Source organism: Myxococcus sp. AS-1-15 (genome assembly GCF_020037055.1).
GTDB lineage: Bacteria > Myxococcota > Myxococcia > Myxococcales > Myxococcaceae > Myxococcus > Myxococcus fulvus.
On the sequence record NZ_JAIQDF010000026.1, the window covers coordinates 17,855 to 36,443 of the forward strand.

Annotated in this window: 17 protein-coding genes; 11 read left to right on the forward strand and 6 right to left on the reverse strand. The window is 70.6% G+C overall.

The window, feature by feature from the left end; genetic code table 11:
• Window positions 1-21 precede the first annotated feature (21 nt).
• Window positions 22-1,251, forward strand: coding sequence for an acyltransferase (locus K8625_RS41310; RefSeq protein ID WP_223785794.1), 1,230 nt, complete (start codon window positions 22-24; stop codon window positions 1,249-1,251).
• Between the two features lie 43 nt (window positions 1,252-1,294).
• Here K8625_RS41310 and K8625_RS41315 read toward each other — a convergent pair whose 3' ends face one another.
• On the reverse strand, window positions 1,295-1,585 hold the full coding sequence (locus K8625_RS41315; RefSeq protein WP_141332330.1) for a FruA-associating protein, FapA: 291 nt from the start codon (window positions 1,583-1,585) through the stop codon (window positions 1,295-1,297).
• A gap of 142 nt (window positions 1,586-1,727) precedes the next feature.
• Entirely contained in the window at window positions 1,728-2,777 is a 1,050-nt protein-coding gene (locus K8625_RS41320; RefSeq protein ID WP_223785795.1) for an NAD(P)-dependent alcohol dehydrogenase, read from the reverse strand.
• Window positions 2,778-2,887: 110 nt separating this feature from the next.
• Here K8625_RS41320 and K8625_RS41325 point away from each other — a divergent pair, with 110 nt between their 5' ends.
• A complete protein-coding gene (locus K8625_RS41325) occupies window positions 2,888-3,835 on the forward strand; it encodes a LysR family transcriptional regulator (RefSeq protein WP_223785796.1) in 948 nt (315 codons plus the stop codon).
• Between the two features lie 9 nt (window positions 3,836-3,844).
• On the opposite strand, the gene K8625_RS41330 is transcribed toward K8625_RS41325, so the two are convergent.
• Complete coding sequence (locus K8625_RS41330; protein ID WP_223785797.1) at window positions 3,845-5,917, reverse strand: BTAD domain-containing putative transcriptional regulator; 2,073 nt, start codon at window positions 5,915-5,917, stop codon at window positions 3,845-3,847.
• Between the two features lie 248 nt (window positions 5,918-6,165).
• Here K8625_RS41330 and K8625_RS41335 point away from each other — a divergent pair, with 248 nt between their 5' ends.
• From K8625_RS41335 to K8625_RS41355, 5 genes are all read left to right on the forward strand, one after another.
• Complete coding sequence (locus K8625_RS41335; protein ID WP_223750809.1) at window positions 6,166-7,755, forward strand: bifunctional 3-(3-hydroxy-phenyl)propionate/3-hydroxycinnamic acid hydroxylase; 1,590 nt, start codon at window positions 6,166-6,168, stop codon at window positions 7,753-7,755.
• 180 nt (window positions 7,756-7,935) lie between these two features.
• Window positions 7,936-9,075, forward strand: coding sequence for a M4 family metallopeptidase (locus tag K8625_RS41340; protein ID WP_223785798.1), 1,140 nt, complete (start codon window positions 7,936-7,938; stop codon window positions 9,073-9,075).
• Between the two features lie 3 nt (window positions 9,076-9,078).
• Window positions 9,079-9,411 (forward strand): protealysin inhibitor emfourin, encoded by a 333-nt coding sequence (locus tag K8625_RS41345; RefSeq protein WP_141327369.1) that lies wholly within the window; start codon window positions 9,079-9,081, stop codon window positions 9,409-9,411.
• A 57-nt stretch (window positions 9,412-9,468) separates the two neighbouring features.
• Window positions 9,469-9,867, forward strand: coding sequence for a BlaI/MecI/CopY family transcriptional regulator (locus tag K8625_RS41350; protein WP_141327371.1), 399 nt, complete (start codon window positions 9,469-9,471; stop codon window positions 9,865-9,867).
• A complete protein-coding gene (locus K8625_RS41355) occupies window positions 9,864-11,471 on the forward strand; it encodes a M56 and MltD domain-containing protein (protein WP_223785799.1) in 1,608 nt (535 codons plus the stop codon). The genes K8625_RS41350 and K8625_RS41355 overlap by 4 nt, the downstream gene beginning before the upstream one ends.
• Before the next feature lie 623 nt (window positions 11,472-12,094).
• On the opposite strand, the gene K8625_RS41360 is transcribed toward K8625_RS41355, so the two are convergent.
• A complete protein-coding gene (locus tag K8625_RS41360; protein WP_223750813.1) occupies window positions 12,095-12,739 on the reverse strand; it encodes a TetR/AcrR family transcriptional regulator in 645 nt (214 codons plus the stop codon).
• Between the two features lie 75 nt (window positions 12,740-12,814).
• Between K8625_RS41360 and K8625_RS41365 the strand changes: the two genes are divergently transcribed.
• Window positions 12,815-13,642 (forward strand): alpha/beta fold hydrolase, encoded by an 828-nt coding sequence (locus tag K8625_RS41365; protein WP_223785800.1) that lies wholly within the window; start codon window positions 12,815-12,817, stop codon window positions 13,640-13,642.
• 28 nt (window positions 13,643-13,670) lie between these two features.
• Window positions 13,671-14,681, forward strand: coding sequence for a PHB depolymerase family esterase (locus tag K8625_RS41370; RefSeq protein WP_223785801.1), 1,011 nt, complete (start codon window positions 13,671-13,673; stop codon window positions 14,679-14,681).
• Window positions 14,682-14,684: 3 nt separating this feature from the next.
• On the opposite strand, the gene K8625_RS41375 is transcribed toward K8625_RS41370, so the two are convergent.
• Entirely contained in the window at window positions 14,685-15,644 is a 960-nt protein-coding gene (locus K8625_RS41375) for an MBL fold metallo-hydrolase (RefSeq protein ID WP_223750912.1), read from the reverse strand.
• A 65-nt stretch (window positions 15,645-15,709) separates the two neighbouring features.
• Between K8625_RS41375 and K8625_RS41380 the strand changes: the two genes are divergently transcribed.
• The gene (locus K8625_RS41380; RefSeq protein WP_223785802.1) at window positions 15,710-16,600 is read left to right on the forward strand and encodes a LysR family transcriptional regulator; all 891 of its coding nucleotides are present in this window, start codon (window positions 15,710-15,712) and stop codon (window positions 16,598-16,600) included.
• A gap of 24 nt (window positions 16,601-16,624) precedes the next feature.
• On the opposite strand, the gene K8625_RS41385 is transcribed toward K8625_RS41380, so the two are convergent.
• Window positions 16,625-17,611 (reverse strand): protocatechuate 3,4-dioxygenase, encoded by a 987-nt coding sequence (locus K8625_RS41385; protein ID WP_223750817.1) that lies wholly within the window; start codon window positions 17,609-17,611, stop codon window positions 16,625-16,627.
• A gap of 121 nt (window positions 17,612-17,732) precedes the next feature.
• On the opposite strand from K8625_RS41385, the gene K8625_RS41390 reads away from it, so the two are divergent.
• The gene (locus K8625_RS41390) at window positions 17,733-18,554 is read left to right on the forward strand and encodes an NAD(P)-dependent oxidoreductase (protein WP_141327381.1); all 822 of its coding nucleotides are present in this window, start codon (window positions 17,733-17,735) and stop codon (window positions 18,552-18,554) included.
• Window positions 18,555-18,589 lie beyond the last annotated feature (35 nt).

Consider the following 18,589-nt stretch of genomic DNA (forward strand, 5'->3'; position numbering starts at 1 on the left):
CGTTGTTGGTATGAGAATCCCATGTCTTCCCATCTCGCCCGTCCTGACGCCGCGGCGTCGGCGGCGCCTGCTCCGCGCCTGCATGGGCACCTGCCCGTGCTCGACGGCGTGCGGGGACTCGCGGTCCTCCTGGTCGTCTTCTTCCACACCACGCACCTGAGCGACCAGAGCGTCGCGGGCAAGGCGACGTGGTGGTTGGCCGGTGCGGGGTGGACGGGCGTGGACCTGTTCTTCGTCCTGTCCGGCTTCCTCATCACCGGCATCCTGTGGGAGGCGAAGGGGCAGACGTACTACTTCCGCAACTTCTACGCGCGGCGCGTGCTGCGCATCTTCCCGCTGTACTACGCGGCGCTGGCGGTGTCGTTCCTGGTGCTGCCGTCGCTGGCGGGGCGGCTGAACCTGGACGAGCGCATCACCACGGACGGCGCCGTCTGGTACCTGCTCTACCTGTCCAACTTCTACCAGCTGTGGGTGGACACGACGCACCCCATCCTCGGCGTGGTGTGGTCGCTGGCGATTGAAGAGCAGTTCTACATCGTCTGGCCGTTCCTCATCGCCGCCGTCTCGTACAAGGGGGCCATCCGCCTGTGCCTGGGCACCGTCGCCCTGGCGGTGGCGGTGCGGGTGGGGCTCACGCTGGCGGGCGCCAGCGAGGAGAGCACGTACGTGGTGACGTTCTGCCGCGTGGACTCGCTCGCGCTGGGCGCGCTGTTGTCCCTGGCGCTGCGTCACCCGGAGGGCAAGGGGCTGGCGGCCTTCCCGTGGATGCGCTGGGCGCCGTGGCTGGCCCTGCCCGTGGTGGCGGCGATGATTGCCCTGCCCATGGGCCCGGCGTTCAAGACGGTGGTGCGCACGGGCGGCTACACCGCGGTGGGCATCCTCTACACCGTGCTGGTGTATCGGGTGGTGGCGGCGAAGCCGGGCAGCGTGCTCCACCGCGTCTTCTCCAACCGGGTGCTCCTGACGTACGGCAAGTACAGCTACGCCATCTACCTGGTGCACTCGCCGCTGGACGCCATCCTGCGGCGCACCGTGCTCAAGACGCCGCTGCAGCAGGTGGCGGGCTCCGACTTCCCGATGCAGCTGGTGTTCTACGTCGTGGCCGCGGTGCTGTCGTGGGGCCTCGCGCTGGTGAGCTGGAACCTGTTCGAGAAGCACTTCCTGAAGCTCAAGGACTACTTCCCGTACAGCGAGCGTCCGGCCCCCGCGCCCGTCCCGGTGTCCACCGGCTCATCGGGCGCCGTGAGCTGAAGCGGCGCGCGTGGCGGTGCTTCCACGCGCGCGCCCGGGTGCTTCACCCGGCCTGCAGCAGGGCCTTGGCCACCATCAGCGCGTAGGCCTCCGCGGAGTCGAGCTCCGCGCGGGCGCTGTAGTAGCGCTCCAGGCTCTCGTCGGAGCCGTCGCGCAGGAAGATGGCGTCATGCAGCTCGCGCTGCGCACGGCTCAGCCACAGGCTGGCCTGCAGCCGCAGCTTGGCGGCCGAGTGAGGGTCCTTCAGCGACTGCGTGGGCGTCTGGAGCTCGTGTTCCTCGGGGTACAGCATCGTCATCTTGTTGTAACCGGCGTGCTCAAGTGTCGTAGTCATGAATTGAGAATGTGAACCCGAGACCAGGCAGGCACCTGTCCGCTCGGGCAACCCACTGTCTGCTTCCAGGCAGCGGAGCCCGCGCGAACGCCCGCAGCGGAGAATTCCGAACCCATCGCGCACCGCTGCGGCGCGTCAGGCTTTACTTCAGGCTCTTCATGTCGATGACGAACCGGTATTTCACGTCACCCCGGAGAATCCGGGTGTAGGCGTCATTCACCTGCTGGATGGGAATCACCTCCACGTCGGACACGACTTCGTGCTGGGCGCAGAAGTCGAGCATTTCCTGTGTTTCACGGATGCCGCCAATCATGGAGCCGGCGAGGTTGCGGCGGGTGCCGATGAGGGTGAAGGCGCCCAGCTCCAGGGGCTTCTCCGGGACACCGACGAGGACCATCTGCCCGTCGCGGCGCAACAGGCGCAGGTACGCGTTGAGGTCGTGCTCGGCGGAGACGGTGTCGAGGATGAAGTCGAAGGAGTTCTCGCGCGCCTTCATCTGGGCGGCGTCAGAGGAGACGACGAACTCGTGGGCGCCCAGGCGCAGGGCGTCCTGACGCTTGTTCTCCGAGTGGCTGAGGACGACGACGTGCGCGCCGAGGGCGCGGGCGAACTTCACGCCCATGTGGCCCAGGCCGCCCAGGCCGACGATGCCCACGCGCTGGCCGGCGCGGACGTTCCAGCGGTGCAGCGGGGACCAGGTGGTGATGCCCGCGCAGAGCAGGGGCGCGGCGCGCGCGGGGTCCAGGCTGTCGGGCACGCGCAGCACGAAGGACTGGTCCACGACGAGGGCGCTGGAGTAGCCGCCGAAGGTGGGCTGCTGGCCCTGGCGCTCGCGCGAGTTGTACGTGAACGTGGGGCCGCCCTTCTCGCAGTACTGCTCCAGGCCGTCCTTGCAGGACGTGCAGACGCGGCACGAGTCCACCATGCAGCCGACGCCCACGGAGTCACCAGCCTTGAAGCGGGTGACGTTGGTGCCGACGCGCGTGACGCGGCCGATGATTTCGTGGCCGGGGACCATGGGGAAGATGGAGCCGCCCCACTCGTCGCGGGCCTGGTGGATGTCGGAGTGGCAGACGCCGCAGTAGAGGATGTCGAGCTCGACGTCGTCGGCGCCGGGCGCACGGCGCTCGAACTGGAAGGGGGCGAGAGGGGAGCGGGCGTCCTGGGCCGCGTATCCGCGTACGGTGGTCATGGCTTTCGGTCCTTGGGAGGAGGGGAGACTTCTTTCTCCAGGAGTATGCGTAGGCGCGTGCAGGGGGGAAATCTGTGGAATCCACAGGGGCTGTGTAGGAAAACTTCCGAATGGCCTTCACCCCGCTCAATGCCTTGAATGCCTTCCTGGCGGTGGCCCGCAAGCGCAGCTTCGCCGTGGCGGCGCGGGAGCTGGGCGTGTCCGCCTCCTCGCTCAGCCAGAGCGTGCGGCAGTTGGAGGCTCGACTGGGCGTGGCGTTGCTCACCCGGACCACGCGCAGCGTGGCGCTCACCGATGCGGGCCGGAGGCTCCTGGAAGGTGCGGGCCCGTCGGTGGACCAGGCGCTCGCGGCGCTGAAGGTCGCGGCGGCGGAGCCCGGGGAGGTCACGGGCTCGGTGAAGCTCACCGTGCCGAGCATCGCGGTGCACCATGTGCTGCCGCCCATGCTCGAGCGCTTCCTGAAGCGCCATCCCCGCACTGACGTGGAGCTGCGGGTGGAGGACGCGATGGTGGACATCGTCGCGGAGGGATTGGATGCGGGCATCCGCATGTCCGAGTCGCTGGAGCGCGACATGGTGCAGGTGCGGCTGTCGGAGGGCTATCGCTTCGTGGTGGTCGCCGCGCCCGAGTACCTGGAGCGTCGAGGCGTCCCGGAGAAGCCCCGGGATTTGCTGTCCCATGACTGTCTTTGCATCCGCTCCAACACCACGGGGGCGCTCTACCAGTGGGAGCTGGAGCGCGGCGCGAAGAGCTGGCGGGTGCCGGTGCGCGGGCCGCTCAGCTCCACGAGCTTCCATGGCCTGTTCCCGTTGGTCGAGCAGGGCGTGGGCTTGATGTATGCCTTCGAGCCGGACGTGGCGGAGCGGGTGCGGCGGGGCGCGCTGCGAATCGTCCTGGAGCCCTACGCGGCCCACGTGGATGGCTTCTATCTCTACTTCCCCAGCCGGGCGCGGGTGTCACCGGCGCTGCGCGCCTTCGTTGACGTGGCGCGCGAGGTGGCGGCGGAGCGGCGCGCGGGGTCTCGGGAGGTGCCCCGCTCCCCGAGGCGCCGCGCGTGAGCGCGGGCTTCAGGCGCTGGGGATGCCCCGGGCGCGGGCCCTGACGCGGGCGGCCTCGTCGAGCGCGCCCGCCTCCTCCAGCGCGGTGGCGGCGCGGTAGTAGAGCAGCGCGGCCTCCATGTGACGGAAGGCGGAGGCCTCCGCGTTGGCGGCGGCGACGAGGAAGGGCGCGGCGCGCTGGGGCTCCTTGCCCTCCAGCCAGTGCTGCGCGACGACGACGGGCGCGGCCTTGCGCTGCTCCAGGGCGCTGGCCAGCCGGCGGTGCAGCAGGGGCACCAGCGAGGGGGGAATCGCCTCGCGCACCACGTCGAAGAGCAGGTCATGCGTGAAGCGCTCGCCGCGCAGCACGTGCGCGGCCTCCAGCTCGGAGAGGTGCGTGGCGAGCGACATGGGCGTCATCTCCAGCACCTCGCTGGCCAGCTCCAGCGCGAAGGACGTCTTGGCGAGCGCGGCCAGCCGGGCCACCTGGAGCGCGGGCGCGGACAGCCGCTCCAGCCGGCGCTGAATCAAGTCGCGTCCACGCCCGGACGGGTGCACGTGCTCGGGCCAGCCGCGCTCCAGGCCCCCGGACTCCAGCAGGTGCCGCAGCGCCTCCATGATGAACAGGGGGTTGCCGCCCGTGTAGCGCATCACGTTGTCCGCGAGCCCCTCCGCGCCCGCCAGCTCCAGGCTGCCCAAGAGCGTGCCCACGGCCTCCGAGTGCAGGGGCTCCAGCTCGATGACCACCGCGAGCCCCGCCTCCACGAGCTGCTGGATGCAGGCGGCGGCGATGGGCGTCAGTTCGCCGCGGCGGTACGTGTCGACGAAGCGGGGGAAGACGCCGTCCGAGGGGATGTCGTGCCGGCGCGAGAGCATGAGCAGCGCGAACTCCGCGGTGGCCGCGTCCATGTACTGCAGGTCGTCCGCGACGATGGCGTCCATCCCCGCGCACAGCTGGTAGATGGCCAGGCAGTTGGCCTCCAGGAAGCGGCTGCGCTCGGCCTCGTCCACCATGGGCGGCGGTGGCCCCTCCGTGCCGGCCATGTCCGGCATCAGCCGCGACAGCTCCCGGCGCACCCAGGGTGCCAGCGTCGTGTCCGGACACCGGGCCATGATCTGCCGCAACAGGCGCACGTGCGTGGAGTATGCCACGTGTGTCTCGCCGGGCCGGGACTCCAGCACCATGTGCACGCCGCGCGAGGCGGCGAAGTCGTGCGCCAGCCGCGTCTTGCCCACCCCGGGCTCGCCGCTCAGGAAGATGGTCTTCCCCTCGGCCCAGGCCTCCTCCATCCGCGCCCACTCCCGCTCGCGCCCCACCAGGACGGGCGGGCGCAGCACGGACAGGGGCAGCTTCGCCGGGGCGCCGCGCGGGGGCTGGGGCGTGGCGGGGCCGCGCTCTATCTCCCGCGCCAGGGCCACCGTCTGGGGCAAGGGCTGCGTGTCCAGCTCCTCGCGCAGGAGGCGACGGCAGCGCTCGAAGGCGTTGAGCGCGGCCATCCTGTCCCCGGCGATGTAGTGCAGCCGCATCAGCCGGCGCCACGCCTCCTCCGAGTACGGGTCCATGGCGAGCAGCTTCTCCGCCAGCACCAGCGCGCCGGACAGGTCCCCCGCGCGCTCCTTGGCCTCCGACTCCGCGGACGCGGCGCGGCGGCGCAGCTTGTCCAGCCGCTCCCGCGCGCTCTCCAGCCACGCCTGGAACTCCGGGCAGTCGTCGAACTCCAGCGCGCCCAGCAGCACGCCCTCCAGCGCGAGCGCCTGGGCGTGACGTCCGGCCAGCACGTGGGCCTGCAGCTCCGCGGCGTCGATGGTGACGCCCTCCACGAGCGACAGCACGTCCGAGCCCTGCACCAGCTCCGCGCCCACCGACAGCCGAAGCCGGCGCAACAGCTGACGCATGTTGTTGCGGGCCGTGGCCTCGCTCGACTCGGCCCACAACAGGCCCGCGAGGCGGTACTTCGGATGCGGCCCTTCCAATGCCAGCCATGTCAGCACGGCCGCGGTGCGGCGCTCCAACGGCAGATGGGCGCCGCCATGCCGCAGGCGGGCCTCGCCGAGCAGCGCGAGATGAAAGACTGGCGTCCCTGCCGCGTCGTCGCCTGCCATGGCCTCCGAGGTTCCAAGAAGGGAAGAGCGTGTCTTGCCTAACGTAACACGTCGCACCGGACGCTCCCTCGCGGGTAGGGATTAACCCAGGCAGGGTGGCTTTCATCACGCGGTGCGGCTCGAATTCCCAGTACACGGCAGCTCGCCGCCACGAGCGGACAGCATTGCGAATCGACCTGTGCGGTCACACCCTGGTCACACCTCGTTCGTTATGAATCAAGCCAGACTGGTGAACCACGGGGGTCGCAATGGTTTGTGACAAGCAGCAGGCCGACATGGAGGTCGATGTCATCATCAGCGGCTGCGGTCCCGTGGGAGCACTGACAAGCAATCTGCTGGGCTCGCTGGGCGTGCGCACGCTGGTGCTGGAGCAGGACCTGGCGCCGCATGGACAACCGCGGGCGTTCTCCTGCGACGACGAGGGGCTGCGCATCTACCAGTCCACGGGGCTGGGCGCCGAGCTGCAGAAGGACATGCGGCAGAACCATTTCGCTGAATATGTGGGCGAGACGGGCAGGCGCTTCGCGGAGGTGCACACCAGCTCGGCGGACTTCGGCTTCGGGTACTCGCCGCTGTGGTTCTTCCACCAGCCGCTGGTGGAGGGGGTGCTGCGCGGCGGGCTGGAGCGCTTCCCTCACGTGACGCTGCAGCTGGGCGCGAGCGTGGAGTCCCTGGAGCAGGACGGCGCCGGGGTGACGGTGCGCTACCGCCTGGTGGAGAAGGGTGAGACGCGCACGGTGCGGGGCCGCTTCCTGTTGGCGTGCGACGGGGCGCGCAGCCCGGTGCGCAAGGCGCTGAACATCAAGATGGCGGGCCGGGCGTACGGCGAGCCGTGGCTGGCGGTGTCCGGGCAGGTGGAGGGCGACGCGCCGGAGCTGTGCCGCTTCGTGTGCGACCCGAAGCGTCCGGCCTTCGTCGCCACGGGCGCGGTGGGGCAGTTCCGGTGGGAGTTCATGCTGATGCCGGGCGAGACGCGCGAGGAGATGGAGCGCCCGGAGACCATCAAGAAGCTGCTGGAGCCCTACATCGACCCGGCGCGGGTGCACGTGGAGCGCGCGCAGGTGTACACGTTCCACTGCCTCAACGCGGCGCGCTGGCGCGACGGCAACGTGTTCCTGCTGGGGGACGCGGCGCACACCATGCCGCCCTTCATGGGCCAGGGCCTGGTGTCGGGCATGCGCGACGCGTCCAACCTGGCGTGGAAGATTCAGCGCGTGGTGCAGGGGCTGGCGCCGGCGTCGCTGCTGGACACCTACGAGGAGGAGCGTCGTCCGCACGTGGAGGCGGTGCAGAAGCTGTGCGTGCGCGTGGGGCATCTGTTCCTCGCGCGCAACCGCTGGGTGGCCAGCGCCCGGGACATGGTGATGCGCGCGCTGCAGCGCATCCCCCGGGTGCGGCGCTTCATCCAGGGCTTCGAGTTCAAGCAGCCGCCGATGCACGAGCAGGGCTACTACCTGGGCGGCAAGCGCGAGGGCGCGCAGTCCGCGGAGGGCACGTACTTCATCCAGCCCAAGGTGCGGCTGCCGTCCGGCCAGGAGGTGTTGCTGGATGACGCCATCGGCAACGACTTCGCGGTGCTGTGCCGCGCCAACGCTCCGTCGGCGCAGCTGGCCGCGGCGCGCGGGCTGGCGGAGGCCCTGGGTGGGCGGCTGCTCGCCGTCCAGTCGGCGGGCGAGCACGGCGGCGAGGTGCCCGCGGTGGAGGACATCACCGGCAAGCTGGGCGACTGGTTCTCTCGCCATGGCTCGGACGTGGTGGTGCTGCGGCCGGACCGCTTCGTGTTCGGCGCGGTGAAGGCGGAGCGGCTGCCGGAGCTGCGCGACGCGCTGGGCGTGTGACGCTGGAGTCGGGTGCACCCCGTGGGAGGCCGAGGGGTGCGCCAGACTCCCTCCTGACGGGCACGCGGCGTGGCGCCCCGTGTGTCCCCGGCCCCTCGTGCGAGCCCGGGTCGCGCGGGCGTCGGGGCCCTGGCGGTGTCCCTACCTTGACGGCTGGAAAGCCCACGAGGGGGGACACCGATGAGGACGCGCGGAGCACGAAGACACGTTCATTCCATCCACTGCATCCTGCCGCCGTATCTGCTGCGCTCCATCGCGGAGAACGGCACGCCCCAGCAGCGCGTGAAGGCGCTGCGCACGGTGGCCACGGACAGCACGTTCCGGGCGCTGCGCTTCGCCGGGGGACGGCTGGCCGCCGCGACGCCGTCGCTCCGACGGGTGCCGGCGATGATGGTGGAGTCCCAGCGGCAGCGGAGCATCTACGACCTGAAGGGCGAGGAGGCCTTCCCCGGGACGCTGGTGCGCTCGGAGGGGCAGGCGCCCTGCGGGGACCTCGCGGCGGACGAGGCCTACGACGGCCTGGGCGCCACGTATGACTTCTTCTGGGAGGTGCTGGCGCGCAACTCCATCGACGGGGATGGGATGCCGTTGCAGGCGTATGTCCATTACGGGCGCGACTACGACAACGCCTTCTGGGACGGCCGGCGCATGGTGTTCGGCGACGGTGACGGCGAGCTGTTCAACCGGTTCACCGTCTGCCTGGACATCATCGCGCACGAGCTGTCGCACGGCGTGACGGAGGACGAGGGGCCGCTGTGGTACTTCCGGCAGGCGGGCGCGCTCAACGAGTCCATGTCGGATGTCTTCGGCTCGCTGGTGAAGCAGTGGAAGCTCGGCCAGACGGCGGACCAGGCCGACTGGCTCATCGGCGACGGGCTGCTCGGCGAGGCCGTGGAGGGCAGGGCGCTGCGCTCGATGAAGGAGCCGGGGACCGCCTTCGATGATGACGTGCTGGGCAAGGACCCACAGCCCGGACACATGCGCGACTACGTCAACACGTGGGAGGACAACGGTGGGGTGCACATCAACTCCGGCATCCCCAACCGCGCCTTCGTGCTGGCGGCGCTGCGGCTGGGAGGCCAGGCGTGGGAGCGGGCGGGGCGCGTCTGGTACGAGGCGATGAGAGACCCACGCATCCTGCCGGACACGAACTTCTCCGACTTCGCGCGCATCACCGTCATCGCCGCCACGCGGCTGTACGGCCCGGGCGAGGTGGAGGAGGCGGTGAAGGAGGCCTGGGAGGAGGTGGGCCTGCGCGTCACCCGCGACAGGGTGTCGGTGTCGCAGTGGAGCCAGGGCTCGCAGCCCGCTGGAGCCTGAGCCATGTCGACACGCATCACGCTCTCGCAGGAGGGCGGACTTGGGGCCTTCCCCGGGCTCGCCCGTCCGAGGAGCGTGGAGCTGGACGCGCTCCCCGCCGAGGAGGCCCGGGCGCTGGAGGAGGGGCTGCGCGACACGCGCTTCCAGGCGCTGCCCCGCGTGGTGGGCGGCGCGGGCGCACAAGGCGCGGACCGGCGTCGCTACACCCTCACCGTCGAGGAGGGGACACGGCGACACACCGTGGACCTGGTGGAGCCCGTGGAGGACCCGCGCCTGAGGGAGCTCCTGTCCCTGGTGAAGCGAGCCACCCGGAAGCGGCGCGGCGGTTCGAACTAAGGGCTTAGTTGACGAAGAACTAAGGTCTTAGTAGTTTGCTGGCCACGGAGGACCTCCATGGCCAGACAACCCGAGCCCGAGGCGCCCCGGCCGTTGACGCCGGTGGAGCTCGAGCTGATGCACATCGTGTGGAAGCAGGGCGAGGTGAGCGTGGCGGACGTGCTGGCCGCGCTGCCGCCGGAGCGCGCGTTGGCGTACACGTCCGTGTCCACGGTGCTGCGCATCCTGGAGCAGAAGGGGGTCGTCGTGAGCCGCAAGCAGGGGCGGGGGCACCTGTACTCGGCCACGCTGCCGCGCGAGACGTACGAGGCGCAGAGCCTGCGCCACCTGGTGGACACCGTGTTCGACGGGACGCCCTCCGCGCTGGTGGCGCGGCTGGTGGAGGCGGTGCCGCTGGCGCCTGACGACGTGGAGCAGATCCGCAAGCTGCTCAAGGCGAAGGGCGGCAAGCCGTGAGCGCGCTGGTGTCGCTGTATCTCGCGGTGGCGCTGGTGCTGCCGGTGGCGCTGCTCCTGGCCTGGGGCGCGATGGCGGTGCTCGCGCGGCTGGGGTGGGCGCTGTCGGCGCGGCAGGCGCTGAAGGTGGGGCGAGGGGCGCTGCTGCTCGCGCTCGTGCTGCCGCTCCTGGTGATGGGCGCGCGGGCGCTGTCTCCCGCGGGGCCGCTGTTCGACTTCGAGCGCTCCGTGGCGCGGCAGGCGCAGCGGCTCCCGTCGGCGGTGTGGACGGCGAGCGCGGTGGGCAACGCGGCTCCCGCGGCGTCGAAGGCGACCGCCGTGCCCGTCGGGGTGTGGATAGGATTGTCCGGCGCGTGGCTCGTGGGCGTGGCGCTCTTCCTGGGGCGGGCGCTCTGGCGACACCAGGGATTGCTCCGACGGCTGGAGCGGCTTCCCCGGGTGCGCTCGGTGCGGCGGGTGGCGGTGGTGCTGGGCGAGGATGGGACGCCCGCGTTCTCGGCGTGGTTCCCCCGCTGGGGCTCGCGTCCGTCCGCGTGGGTGGTGGTGCCCGCGGCGCTGCTGGAGGACCCGGAGGCGCTCCGGCTCACCGTGCTGCACGAGCTGCAGCACCACCGTCAGCGGGACACGCACCTGGCGCTGGGGCGGCTGTGGTTGACGGGGTTGTTCTTCTGGCATCCGGCGGTGCACGTGTTGTCGGGCTGGCTCGCGTCGCTGCAGGAGCTGGCGTGTGACGAGGCGCTGGTCGCCAGTGGACGCGCACAGGCCCAAGCGTATGCGCGCTGCCTGCTCCAGGCGGCGCTCCGACTCCCGGGCGCCCAGCCCGTTCCCGCCGGTGCCACCGGCATGTCCCATCCCACGCAGAGGAGAATCCACATGCTGTTCCAGCCGCGTCCCCGTCGCACCCACGCCGTCCCCGCGCTGCTCGCCGCGCTGTCCCTGCTGCTGCTCCCCGTGGCCGTGCTCGCGCAAGGCGCGGCGAAGGGGCGCACGGTGACTCGCGCCGAGGTGGAGGCGCTCGCCCGGACGAGTCAGCCCCAGGGGGATGTGTCCATCGTCGTGGACGACAAGGTGGTGGAGAACCTCAACAAGCTCATCGGCACCGAGAAGGGCCGCGCCTTCATGAAGCGCGCGCTGGAGAACCTGGGCACGCACCGCGCGGCGATGACGTCGACGCTGAAGGCGAAGGGGCTGCCCGAGGGACTGCTCGCGGTGGCGGTGGTGGAGTCCGCGGTGACGAACATGCCGCAGACGGATGGGCGGCCTTCACTCGCTCCGGGGATGCGTGGCGCGGGCGTGTGGATGTTCATCCCGGAGACGGCGCGTCGCTACGGGCTGGAGGTGAGCGCGACGAAGGACGAGCGGCTCGACGTGGCGCGGGAGACGCAGGCGGCGGCGACGCTGCTGTCGGACCTGCACGCGCGCTACCAGGACTGGCGGCTGGCGCTCGCCGCGTACAACCAGGGTGAGCGCAAGGTGGACCAGGCCCTGAGCGAGGGGGGCAGCCGCGACACGACGGTGCTTCACACCGCGGGGCACCTCAATGACTATCCCGCCACCGTGCAGGCGGGGCTGCTCGTCGTGCGCAACCCGCACCTGCTGGACTGAAGGGCCGCGGTCCGGCTTCGCTCGGTGCGTCGTGTCTGGGTGTGTCGACCGCCCCACCGTGCAGGCAGCGCTGCTGGGCCTGGCCGGCTTCGCTCGGTGCGTCGTGTCCGGGTGTGTCGATCGCCACCGTGCAGACAGGGCTGCCTGTTGTTGAAGCAAACCGTCCGGTGTCCCTCGGTGTGAGTGATTCGCGGGTCGCGCCCGGGCTGTGTCGACTCCGTGGGTGGCTGTCCCGTGTGTCTGGGGCATCCGCGAGGGCTGTGCGGAGGCGACTGGACCGGCTCGACTCCGTGAGTGGCTCCGCGACGCGCGGAGGTGAAGCTCCTCATGACCGTCTGGCGGATGCGGACCCGGCGCTGTGCTCGCAAGGACAGCTCGTCCCGTCCCGTCCTCACCTGTGAGCCATGGGAGCGGCGAGTTCGACCGGGTCTGCTCGAGGCAAGCCAGGCCGCATCGGGTGGAGTGAAACCGTGTCCGCGCGAGAGGTGTGCTGTCACGCGCGTCGGAGTGAAGTCACGGCCCGCCTGGCTTCATTCAGGCGGGCTTCTTCGTGTGCGCGGTTCGTGCGGTCGATGCAGGCAGCGCGCTCACGGGTGGAGGCCGCGAACCCCCCCGCGCTCAGCTCACGACGCCGCACTGCCTCCCAGCATGCGCAGCGCCAGCTCCGCGTGCAGGTCCGCGAGCGTGTCCACGTCGAGCGCGCTCCCGGGCTCGTACCAGTAGGGCAGCCGCACGCCCATCGCGGAGATGGCCGCCGCCGCGACGCGCGGATGCGGCGGAGAGAAGCTCCGCTGCGCCACGCCCCGCTCAATGACCTCCGCGAGCAGCGCGGCGGACTTGTCCCGCAGCAGCACCGCGGGCTCGGCCAGCTCCGGTGTCAACGCATACAGCTCCTCGTTGACCACCACCGCCAGCTGCGGGTGCAGGGCGTGGGTCCGGGTGTGGGCTCGCACCAGCGCCCGTACCTGCTCGGCCGGCTCCGGGCCGGAGCTCTTCAGCGCGGCCTGCAGCGCGTCGTGGTGGGCCTCGTGGCCGATGCGCACCAGCTCCGCGAGCACGTGCTCCTTGGAGGAGAAGTGCGCGTACAGCGCACTCGGCTGCAGCTCCAGCACCTTGGCCAGGTCTCGGATGGAAGTGTCGTGATAGCCGCGGCTGGCGAAGAGCTGGAGCGCGGTTTCCAGGATGCGACGACGGGTGCCGTCCGACGGAGCGGAAGGCGGAAGGCTCGCCGGATGGGCGCGAAGCCGCGAGCGGGTCGGTGGGCTCATGTCAGTGGTTGATGAACGAACGTTCATTCAGCTAGGGTGTGGGGAACTGCTGTTATTTCGCGCCAGGAGTTCTGGATGTCCACGCTTCAGCTCGCGGATTCGTCTCTTCACTACGAAGAGTCTGGGCACGGCATTCCGGTCTTGCTGCTTCACGGCCTTGGCTCCTCGGGCGCGGACTGGGAGCTGGTGACACCGAGGTTGTCAGGGAATTACCGACTGCTGGTGCCAGATGCACGGGGGCATGGGACGAGTGGGAAGCCCCCTGGGACGTACGGAGTGCCACTGTTCGCCCGCGACGTCGCGGCGCTGTGCGACGCGTTGGGGCTGAAGAAGGTCCATGTGGTGGGGCTGTCGATGGGCGGGATGATGGGCTTCCAACTGGCGGTGGACCGGCCGGACCTGGTGCGCAGCCTGGTCATCGTGAACAGCGGGCCGGAGCTGGTGGCCCGCACCCTGCGTCGCAAGTTCGAGTTCGCGCTGCGGCTGACCTTGCTGCGGCTGCTCGGGCCCGCGGGGCTGGCCAGGGTGCTGGCGCCGAAGCTGTTCCCCAAGCCGGAGCAGGAGTCGCTGCGTCAGCGAGCCATCGCCGCGTTCTCCGCCAACGCGCCGGATGCCTACCTGCGCGCCACGCGCGGGCTCGTGGGGTGGAGTGTGCTGTCCCGGCTGAAGGACATCACCTGCCCGGTGCTGGTGGTGCACTCCGAGCGCGACTACACGCCCCTGGCCTCGAAGCAGGCGTATGTCGAGCTGCTGCCGGACGCGCGCCTGACGGTGCTGGCGGACTCCGGGCATGCGGCGCCGCTGGACCAGCCCGAGGCGCTGTGTGACGCGGTGGAGGTCTTCCTCCGCGAGGTCGATGGCGCCGCCGCCGGTTCCACGCCTGGCGTTCGCGCCGGGCCTTGAGCGAGCTCCCCAAACAGGAGGCTGGACGATGTCGATGCTTCGACGTGGTGGCGCACTCTCGCGGTCGCTGTGGCTGCTCTCGGTGGTGGTGACGCTCGGCGTGGGGGCCCCCGCCCACGCCGGCTCGTGGGTGCATGGCATCCACGTGGGCTCCTCGGGCGCGCGGGGCTATCAGCTCTGGGTGCCCACCGGGTATCAACCCGGGACGCCCAGGCCGCTCCTGGTGGCGCTGCACGGCTGTCTCCAGAACCCGGACCAGTTCGCGGGCCTCACGCGCCTCAACGAGAAGGCGGACGCGGAGGGCTTCCTCGTCCTTTATCCGAACCAGGCGATGTTCGTGAACGCCACGCAGTGTTGGAACTTCATGCTCGGCACCAACATGGAGCGCGGCAAGGGCGAGCCGGCGCTCATCGTGGGCATGGTGGAGGCGATGAAGCAGCAGTACTCGGTCGACGCGCGCCGCGTGTACGTGGGCGGCGTCTCCGCGGGCGGCGTGCTGACGGGCACGCTGATGGCCTGCTACTCGGACGTGTTCGCCGCGGGCATGGTGGGCGCGGGCGCCATGTACAAGGCGGCCACCACGGTGTCCGGCACCGCCTTCGCCATGCTCTTCGGCAGCATCTACTCGCCGGATGACCGGGGCAAGGACGCGTGGACGTGCTCGGGCCGGCCGCGACGCACGGTGCCGGTGCTGGTCATGCACGGTACCGAGGACAGCGTCGTCAACCCCCTCAACGGCGAGCAGGCGATGAAGCAGTTCCTGCAGACCAGCGACTACGGCGACGACGGCGTGGCCAACGACAGCGTCCGCGGCACGCCCACGAGCACCGCCACCTTCCGCGCCGCCGGGGGCCGCGACTACACGGTGAAGAACTACGTCTACGGCGGTGAGCTCGTGGGACAGAAGCTGGAGGTCCGCGGCATGGACCACGCCTGGCCCGGAGGGGATTCACGCTATCCGTTCGCGGACCCCGCCGGTCCCGACGCCACGACGCTCATGTGGGACTTCTTCAAGCAGCACGCGCTCGACGTGCCGTAGGCGTCAGTGCTGGTGACCCAGGCGCACCGCCACCTCGGGGTGTGCCTGGGCGAAGGCGCGCAGCTTCTCGAAGCTCTGGCGGCCGCGCGCCGCGTCGGCGGTGAAGGTGCCCGGCTCCACGTCGTGCTCCCAGCCCCAGCGGGTGTGACTGGCGTCGCCCACCAGCAGCACGGGGCCCTTCGTGGAGCGCACCAGGTACGCGGTGCTGCCCGGCGTGTGGCCCGGCACCCAGAGCGCCCACACGGAGCCGTCGCCGAAGATGTCCACCGCGCCGTCGAAGGGGCCTTCCGTGTCGGGCGTGTACGTCCACTCGGACACGGCGGCCTTGCCCGACAGCGCGCGGTCCGCGATGGACTGGGTCAGGACGTTGAGGAACGCGCGCGTCGTCGTCTCGCCCGGCCCTGCGTAGACGGGAGTGCCCGCGGGCACGTCGGCCATGCCGGTGAGGTGGTCCAGGTGCAGGTGCGTGAGGAACACGCCCGAGAGCGGCCCGGGCTGCTTCGCGAGCCACGCGCCCAGCGGCTCCTTCACCTGCATCTTCTCCTTCACCTTCATGGCGTCGGCGAGCAGGCCGCGCAGGGCCGCCTGCTCGGGCGCGTCACGCAGCGCGTTCTCCACGCCGGTGTCGACGATGTAGAGCCCCTTCGTCGGGTGGCGCAGCGCGTGGAAGAAGACCTGGATGGGCTCGTCGCCGTCGACCAGGCCCGCGGACTTCGCGGTGGGGTGGCCCAGGTTGACGAGGCCGCCGCGGTCCACGGCCCAGTCCGCCGAGGCGATGGACTCCAGCTCCACCGGGCCGGGCTCGCTCAGGAGCGCGAGCAGCTCCGCCGAGGGCCGCGCCGCGCCGAGCGTCGAGCGCTGGTGGGGATGCGAGGTGGTCGCGGCGCCCACGAGGACCAGGGTGGTTGCCGCGACGAACAGGACGGCGACGGCGACGAGGAGGATGCGCTTGGCGTTCTTCATGGGAGCCAAGGTAGCGATGCGCTCCTGCATGGAAAATGGCGATTCTGGTATGAAGCCATGCATTCATGGATATCTCCTGGGAGGACGCGCGGCTGTTCCTGGCCATCGCGGAGACGGGCAGCTTCAGCGCGGCGGCGAAGCGGCTGCGCGTGGGTCAGCCCACGGTGAGCCGGAGGCTGGCGGCGCTGGAGTACGCGGTGGGCGCCAAGCTGTTCCGGCGCGGCGTGGAGGGCGCGGCGCTGACGGCGGCGGGTGAGCGGCTGGTGATGCCGGCGCGGAAGATGGCGGAGTGGGCCGGGGAGCTGCAGCGCGCGGCGGAGTCGAGCGACTCGTCACCCAAGGGCCTGGTGCGCGTGACGGCGAGCCCCTTCCTCAGCTTCGACTTCCTGGCGCCCTTCGCGAGCCACGTGGCGGGCAAGCACCCGGGGCTGCGGCTGGAGGTGCAGTCCACCATCCAGTACGCGGACCTGGGACGTGGCGAGGCGGACCTGGCGCTGCGCACCCAGTGCACGCGCAACGCGGACCTCACGTGCCTGTTCACGCTGGAGGTGCACAACGCGGTGCTCGTCTCGCGCGCGCTCAAGGAGAAGCTGCCCCGGCGCCCCACGCTCCAGCAATTGCCGTGGGTGGCGTGGGCGCCGCCGTACGAGGCCGTGCCGCCCAATCCGCAACTGGAGTCCATCATCCCGAACTTCTCGCCCGCCTTCACCTCGGACAACTACCTGGTGCTGCTGTCGGCGGTGGAGGCGGGCGTGGGCGCCACGGTGTGCGGGCACGTCCCGCACCGGTTCAGCACGCGGCGCGAGCGCAACCTGGTGGAGCTGGACATCGACCTGGGCCCCCACGCGAAGAGCGAGCTGCATCTCATCTGCGCGAAGTCGGCGCTGGACATCCCCCGGGTGCGCCGCGTGTCGGAGCTGCTGGTGCAGGAGCTGGAGCGCGCGAGGAAGCGCTGACGCCTCGCGCGCTCGTCGAGGTGATTACGGGGTGCCGCCGTCCAGGCCCGGTGGAGGTCCCATGCCGCCATCCCAGCCCGGGGGCGGACCCATGCCACCGTCGCCGCCGGGAGGCGGCCCGCCTCCGCCGCCACCGTTGCCGCCGGGAATCTGGCACTGCGCGGTGTCGAGCGAGGAGCGGATGATGAGCGTCTTCCACGCGAGCAGGGCGCCGTCGTCCTGGCGCGCGGTCTGGAAGAGGTAGTCGTTCACGGACTCGGCGGACACCACGTTGTCGTTGGCGTTGGTCGTGTCGCGGGGGCCGCGCGTGTCGTAGAGCGGCTGGTGGTTGATGATGTCGTCGTTGAGCGCGTCGTCGAAGAAGAGCTGTGACGTCACGTACTCCGCCTCGCCGAGGCGCACGGTGAAGTGGATGTGGACGGTGCGGCTGCTGTACCAACCGGGGAAGCAGGTGTCGAAGTCGCAGCGGCCGTCCGCGTCCGTGACCTGCACGCCGCGGAACCAGCGGGCGCTGGTGGCGGACGGGTCATCGGAGGTGCAGAAGGTGCTGGCGTCCTCGCCGGAGTAGAGCCCTTCCGGGGCGGCGTGCCAGATGTCGACGGAGGCGCCCTGGATGGGGCGGCACTGGTCGTCGAGGATGCGGAAGGCGAGCCGCACGGGCAGGCCGTCGTGGCCCTCGCTGATGTCCTTGCGGACCAGGGTCTGGGCGTAGCAGGGGCCCAGGGTGGCCGCGCAGGTGAGGGCGCAGGGGGTGCCTGACTCGTCGGTGAAGGGGTCGGCGTAGGTGCCCGACATGGCGGCGGTGCCGCCGGTGGCCCAGGCGGTGGCGCCGGTGCCTCCGTCCGGGGGGGAGCCCGAGTCGGCGTCGCCTCCGGAGGAGGGTGAGTCCTCGGGGCCGCAGGCGAGCACCTGCACCAGCGGTATCGCCGCCAGCGTCAGGCCCATGCCGCGCAGCACCTTGCGGCGGCTCATGATGGCCGAGGTGAGGGTCTTGGTGTCCTGGTTGCTCATCGCGAGTCCTCTTTGGGGGTCGATGGGTCCGGCCCGAACAGCCCGTGTCCTCGGGCTCGAGAATCGCTATACCCAGGGAGTTCTTAAGCAGACCTTACGTGCCACCCACGGAGACGCGCGCATGACGACACTCAAGGGGAAGACGCTGTTCATCACCGGGGCCAGCCGGGGCATCGGCAAGGCGATTGCGCTGCGTGCGGCTCGGGACGGGGCGAACATCATCATCGCCGCGAAGACGACGGAGCCGCACCCCAAGCTGCCGGGCACCATCTTCACGGCGGCGGAGGAGATCGAGAAGGCGGGCGGTCGGGCGCTCCCCATCGCGGTGGACATCCGTGAGGAGGACCAGGTCGTGGCCGCGGTGGCGAAGGCGGTGGAGACGTTCGGCGGCATCGACGTGCTGGTGAACAACGCGAGCGCCATCCACCTGACGGGCACGGTGGACACGCCGATGAAGCGCTATGACCTCATGCACAGCATCAACACGCGTGGGACGTTCGTGTGCTCGAAGGCGTGCATCCCGCATCTGAAGCGCTCGAGCAATCCGCACATCCTGAACAACTCGCCGCCGTTGAACATGGAGGCGCGGTGGTTCGCGCCGCACGTGGCGTACACGATGGCGAAGTTCGGCATGAGCATGTGCGTGCTGGGCATGGCGGAGGAGCTGCGTGACGACGGCATCGCGGTCAACGCCCTCTGGCCGCGCACGGTCATCGCGACGGCGGCGGTGCAGAACCTGTTGGGCGGCGAGGACACCATCAAGGGCAGCCGCACGCCGGACATCATGGCGGACGCCGCGTACGCCATCCTCACCAAGCCCAGCCGCAGCTTCACGGGCAACTTCTGCATCGACGAGGACGTCCTGCGCGCCGACGGCGTGACGAACTTCGACAAGTATCAATCCGTGCCCGGCGAGGACCTGTTCCCCGATTACTTCATCTGAGGCCGGGTGTAGGGCGACGGTCCATGTGCATGTCG

What these genes read in the sequence shown, in the direction of transcription:
- K8625_RS41335 (WP_223750809.1), top strand. Translation starts at nt 6,166, where the DNA reads ATGGTTTGTGACAAGCAGCAGGCCGACATGGAGGTCGATGTCATCATC.
- K8625_RS41360 (WP_223750813.1), bottom strand. Translation starts at nt 12,739, where the DNA reads ATGAGCCCACCGACCCGCTCGCGGCTTCGCGCCCATCCGGCGAGCCTT.
- K8625_RS41320 (WP_223785795.1), bottom strand. Translation starts at nt 2,777, where the DNA reads ATGACCACCGTACGCGGATACGCGGCCCAGGACGCCCGCTCCCCTCTC.
- K8625_RS41330 (WP_223785797.1), bottom strand. Translation starts at nt 5,917, where the DNA reads ATGGCAGGCGACGACGCGGCAGGGACGCCAGTCTTTCATCTCGCGCTG.
- K8625_RS41365 (WP_223785800.1), top strand. Translation starts at nt 12,815, where the DNA reads ATGTCCACGCTTCAGCTCGCGGATTCGTCTCTTCACTACGAAGAGTCT.
- K8625_RS41380 (WP_223785802.1), top strand. Translation starts at nt 15,710, where the DNA reads ATGGATATCTCCTGGGAGGACGCGCGGCTGTTCCTGGCCATCGCGGAG.
- K8625_RS41345 (WP_141327369.1), top strand. Translation starts at nt 9,079, where the DNA reads ATGTCGACACGCATCACGCTCTCGCAGGAGGGCGGACTTGGGGCCTTC.
- K8625_RS41310 (WP_223785794.1), top strand. Translation starts at nt 22, where the DNA reads ATGTCTTCCCATCTCGCCCGTCCTGACGCCGCGGCGTCGGCGGCGCCT.
- K8625_RS41350 (WP_141327371.1), top strand. Translation starts at nt 9,469, where the DNA reads ATGGCCAGACAACCCGAGCCCGAGGCGCCCCGGCCGTTGACGCCGGTG.
- K8625_RS41375 (WP_223750912.1), bottom strand. Translation starts at nt 15,644, where the DNA reads ATGAAGAACGCCAAGCGCATCCTCCTCGTCGCCGTCGCCGTCCTGTTC.
- K8625_RS41370 (WP_223785801.1), top strand. Translation starts at nt 13,671, where the DNA reads ATGTCGATGCTTCGACGTGGTGGCGCACTCTCGCGGTCGCTGTGGCTG.
- K8625_RS41315 (WP_141332330.1), bottom strand. Translation starts at nt 1,585, where the DNA reads ATGACTACGACACTTGAGCACGCCGGTTACAACAAGATGACGATGCTG.
- K8625_RS41340 (WP_223785798.1), top strand. Translation starts at nt 7,936, where the DNA reads ATGAGGACGCGCGGAGCACGAAGACACGTTCATTCCATCCACTGCATC.
- K8625_RS41390 (WP_141327381.1), top strand. Translation starts at nt 17,733, where the DNA reads ATGACGACACTCAAGGGGAAGACGCTGTTCATCACCGGGGCCAGCCGG.
- K8625_RS41385 (WP_223750817.1), bottom strand. Translation starts at nt 17,611, where the DNA reads ATGAGCAACCAGGACACCAAGACCCTCACCTCGGCCATCATGAGCCGC.
- K8625_RS41325 (WP_223785796.1), top strand. Translation starts at nt 2,888, where the DNA reads ATGGCCTTCACCCCGCTCAATGCCTTGAATGCCTTCCTGGCGGTGGCC.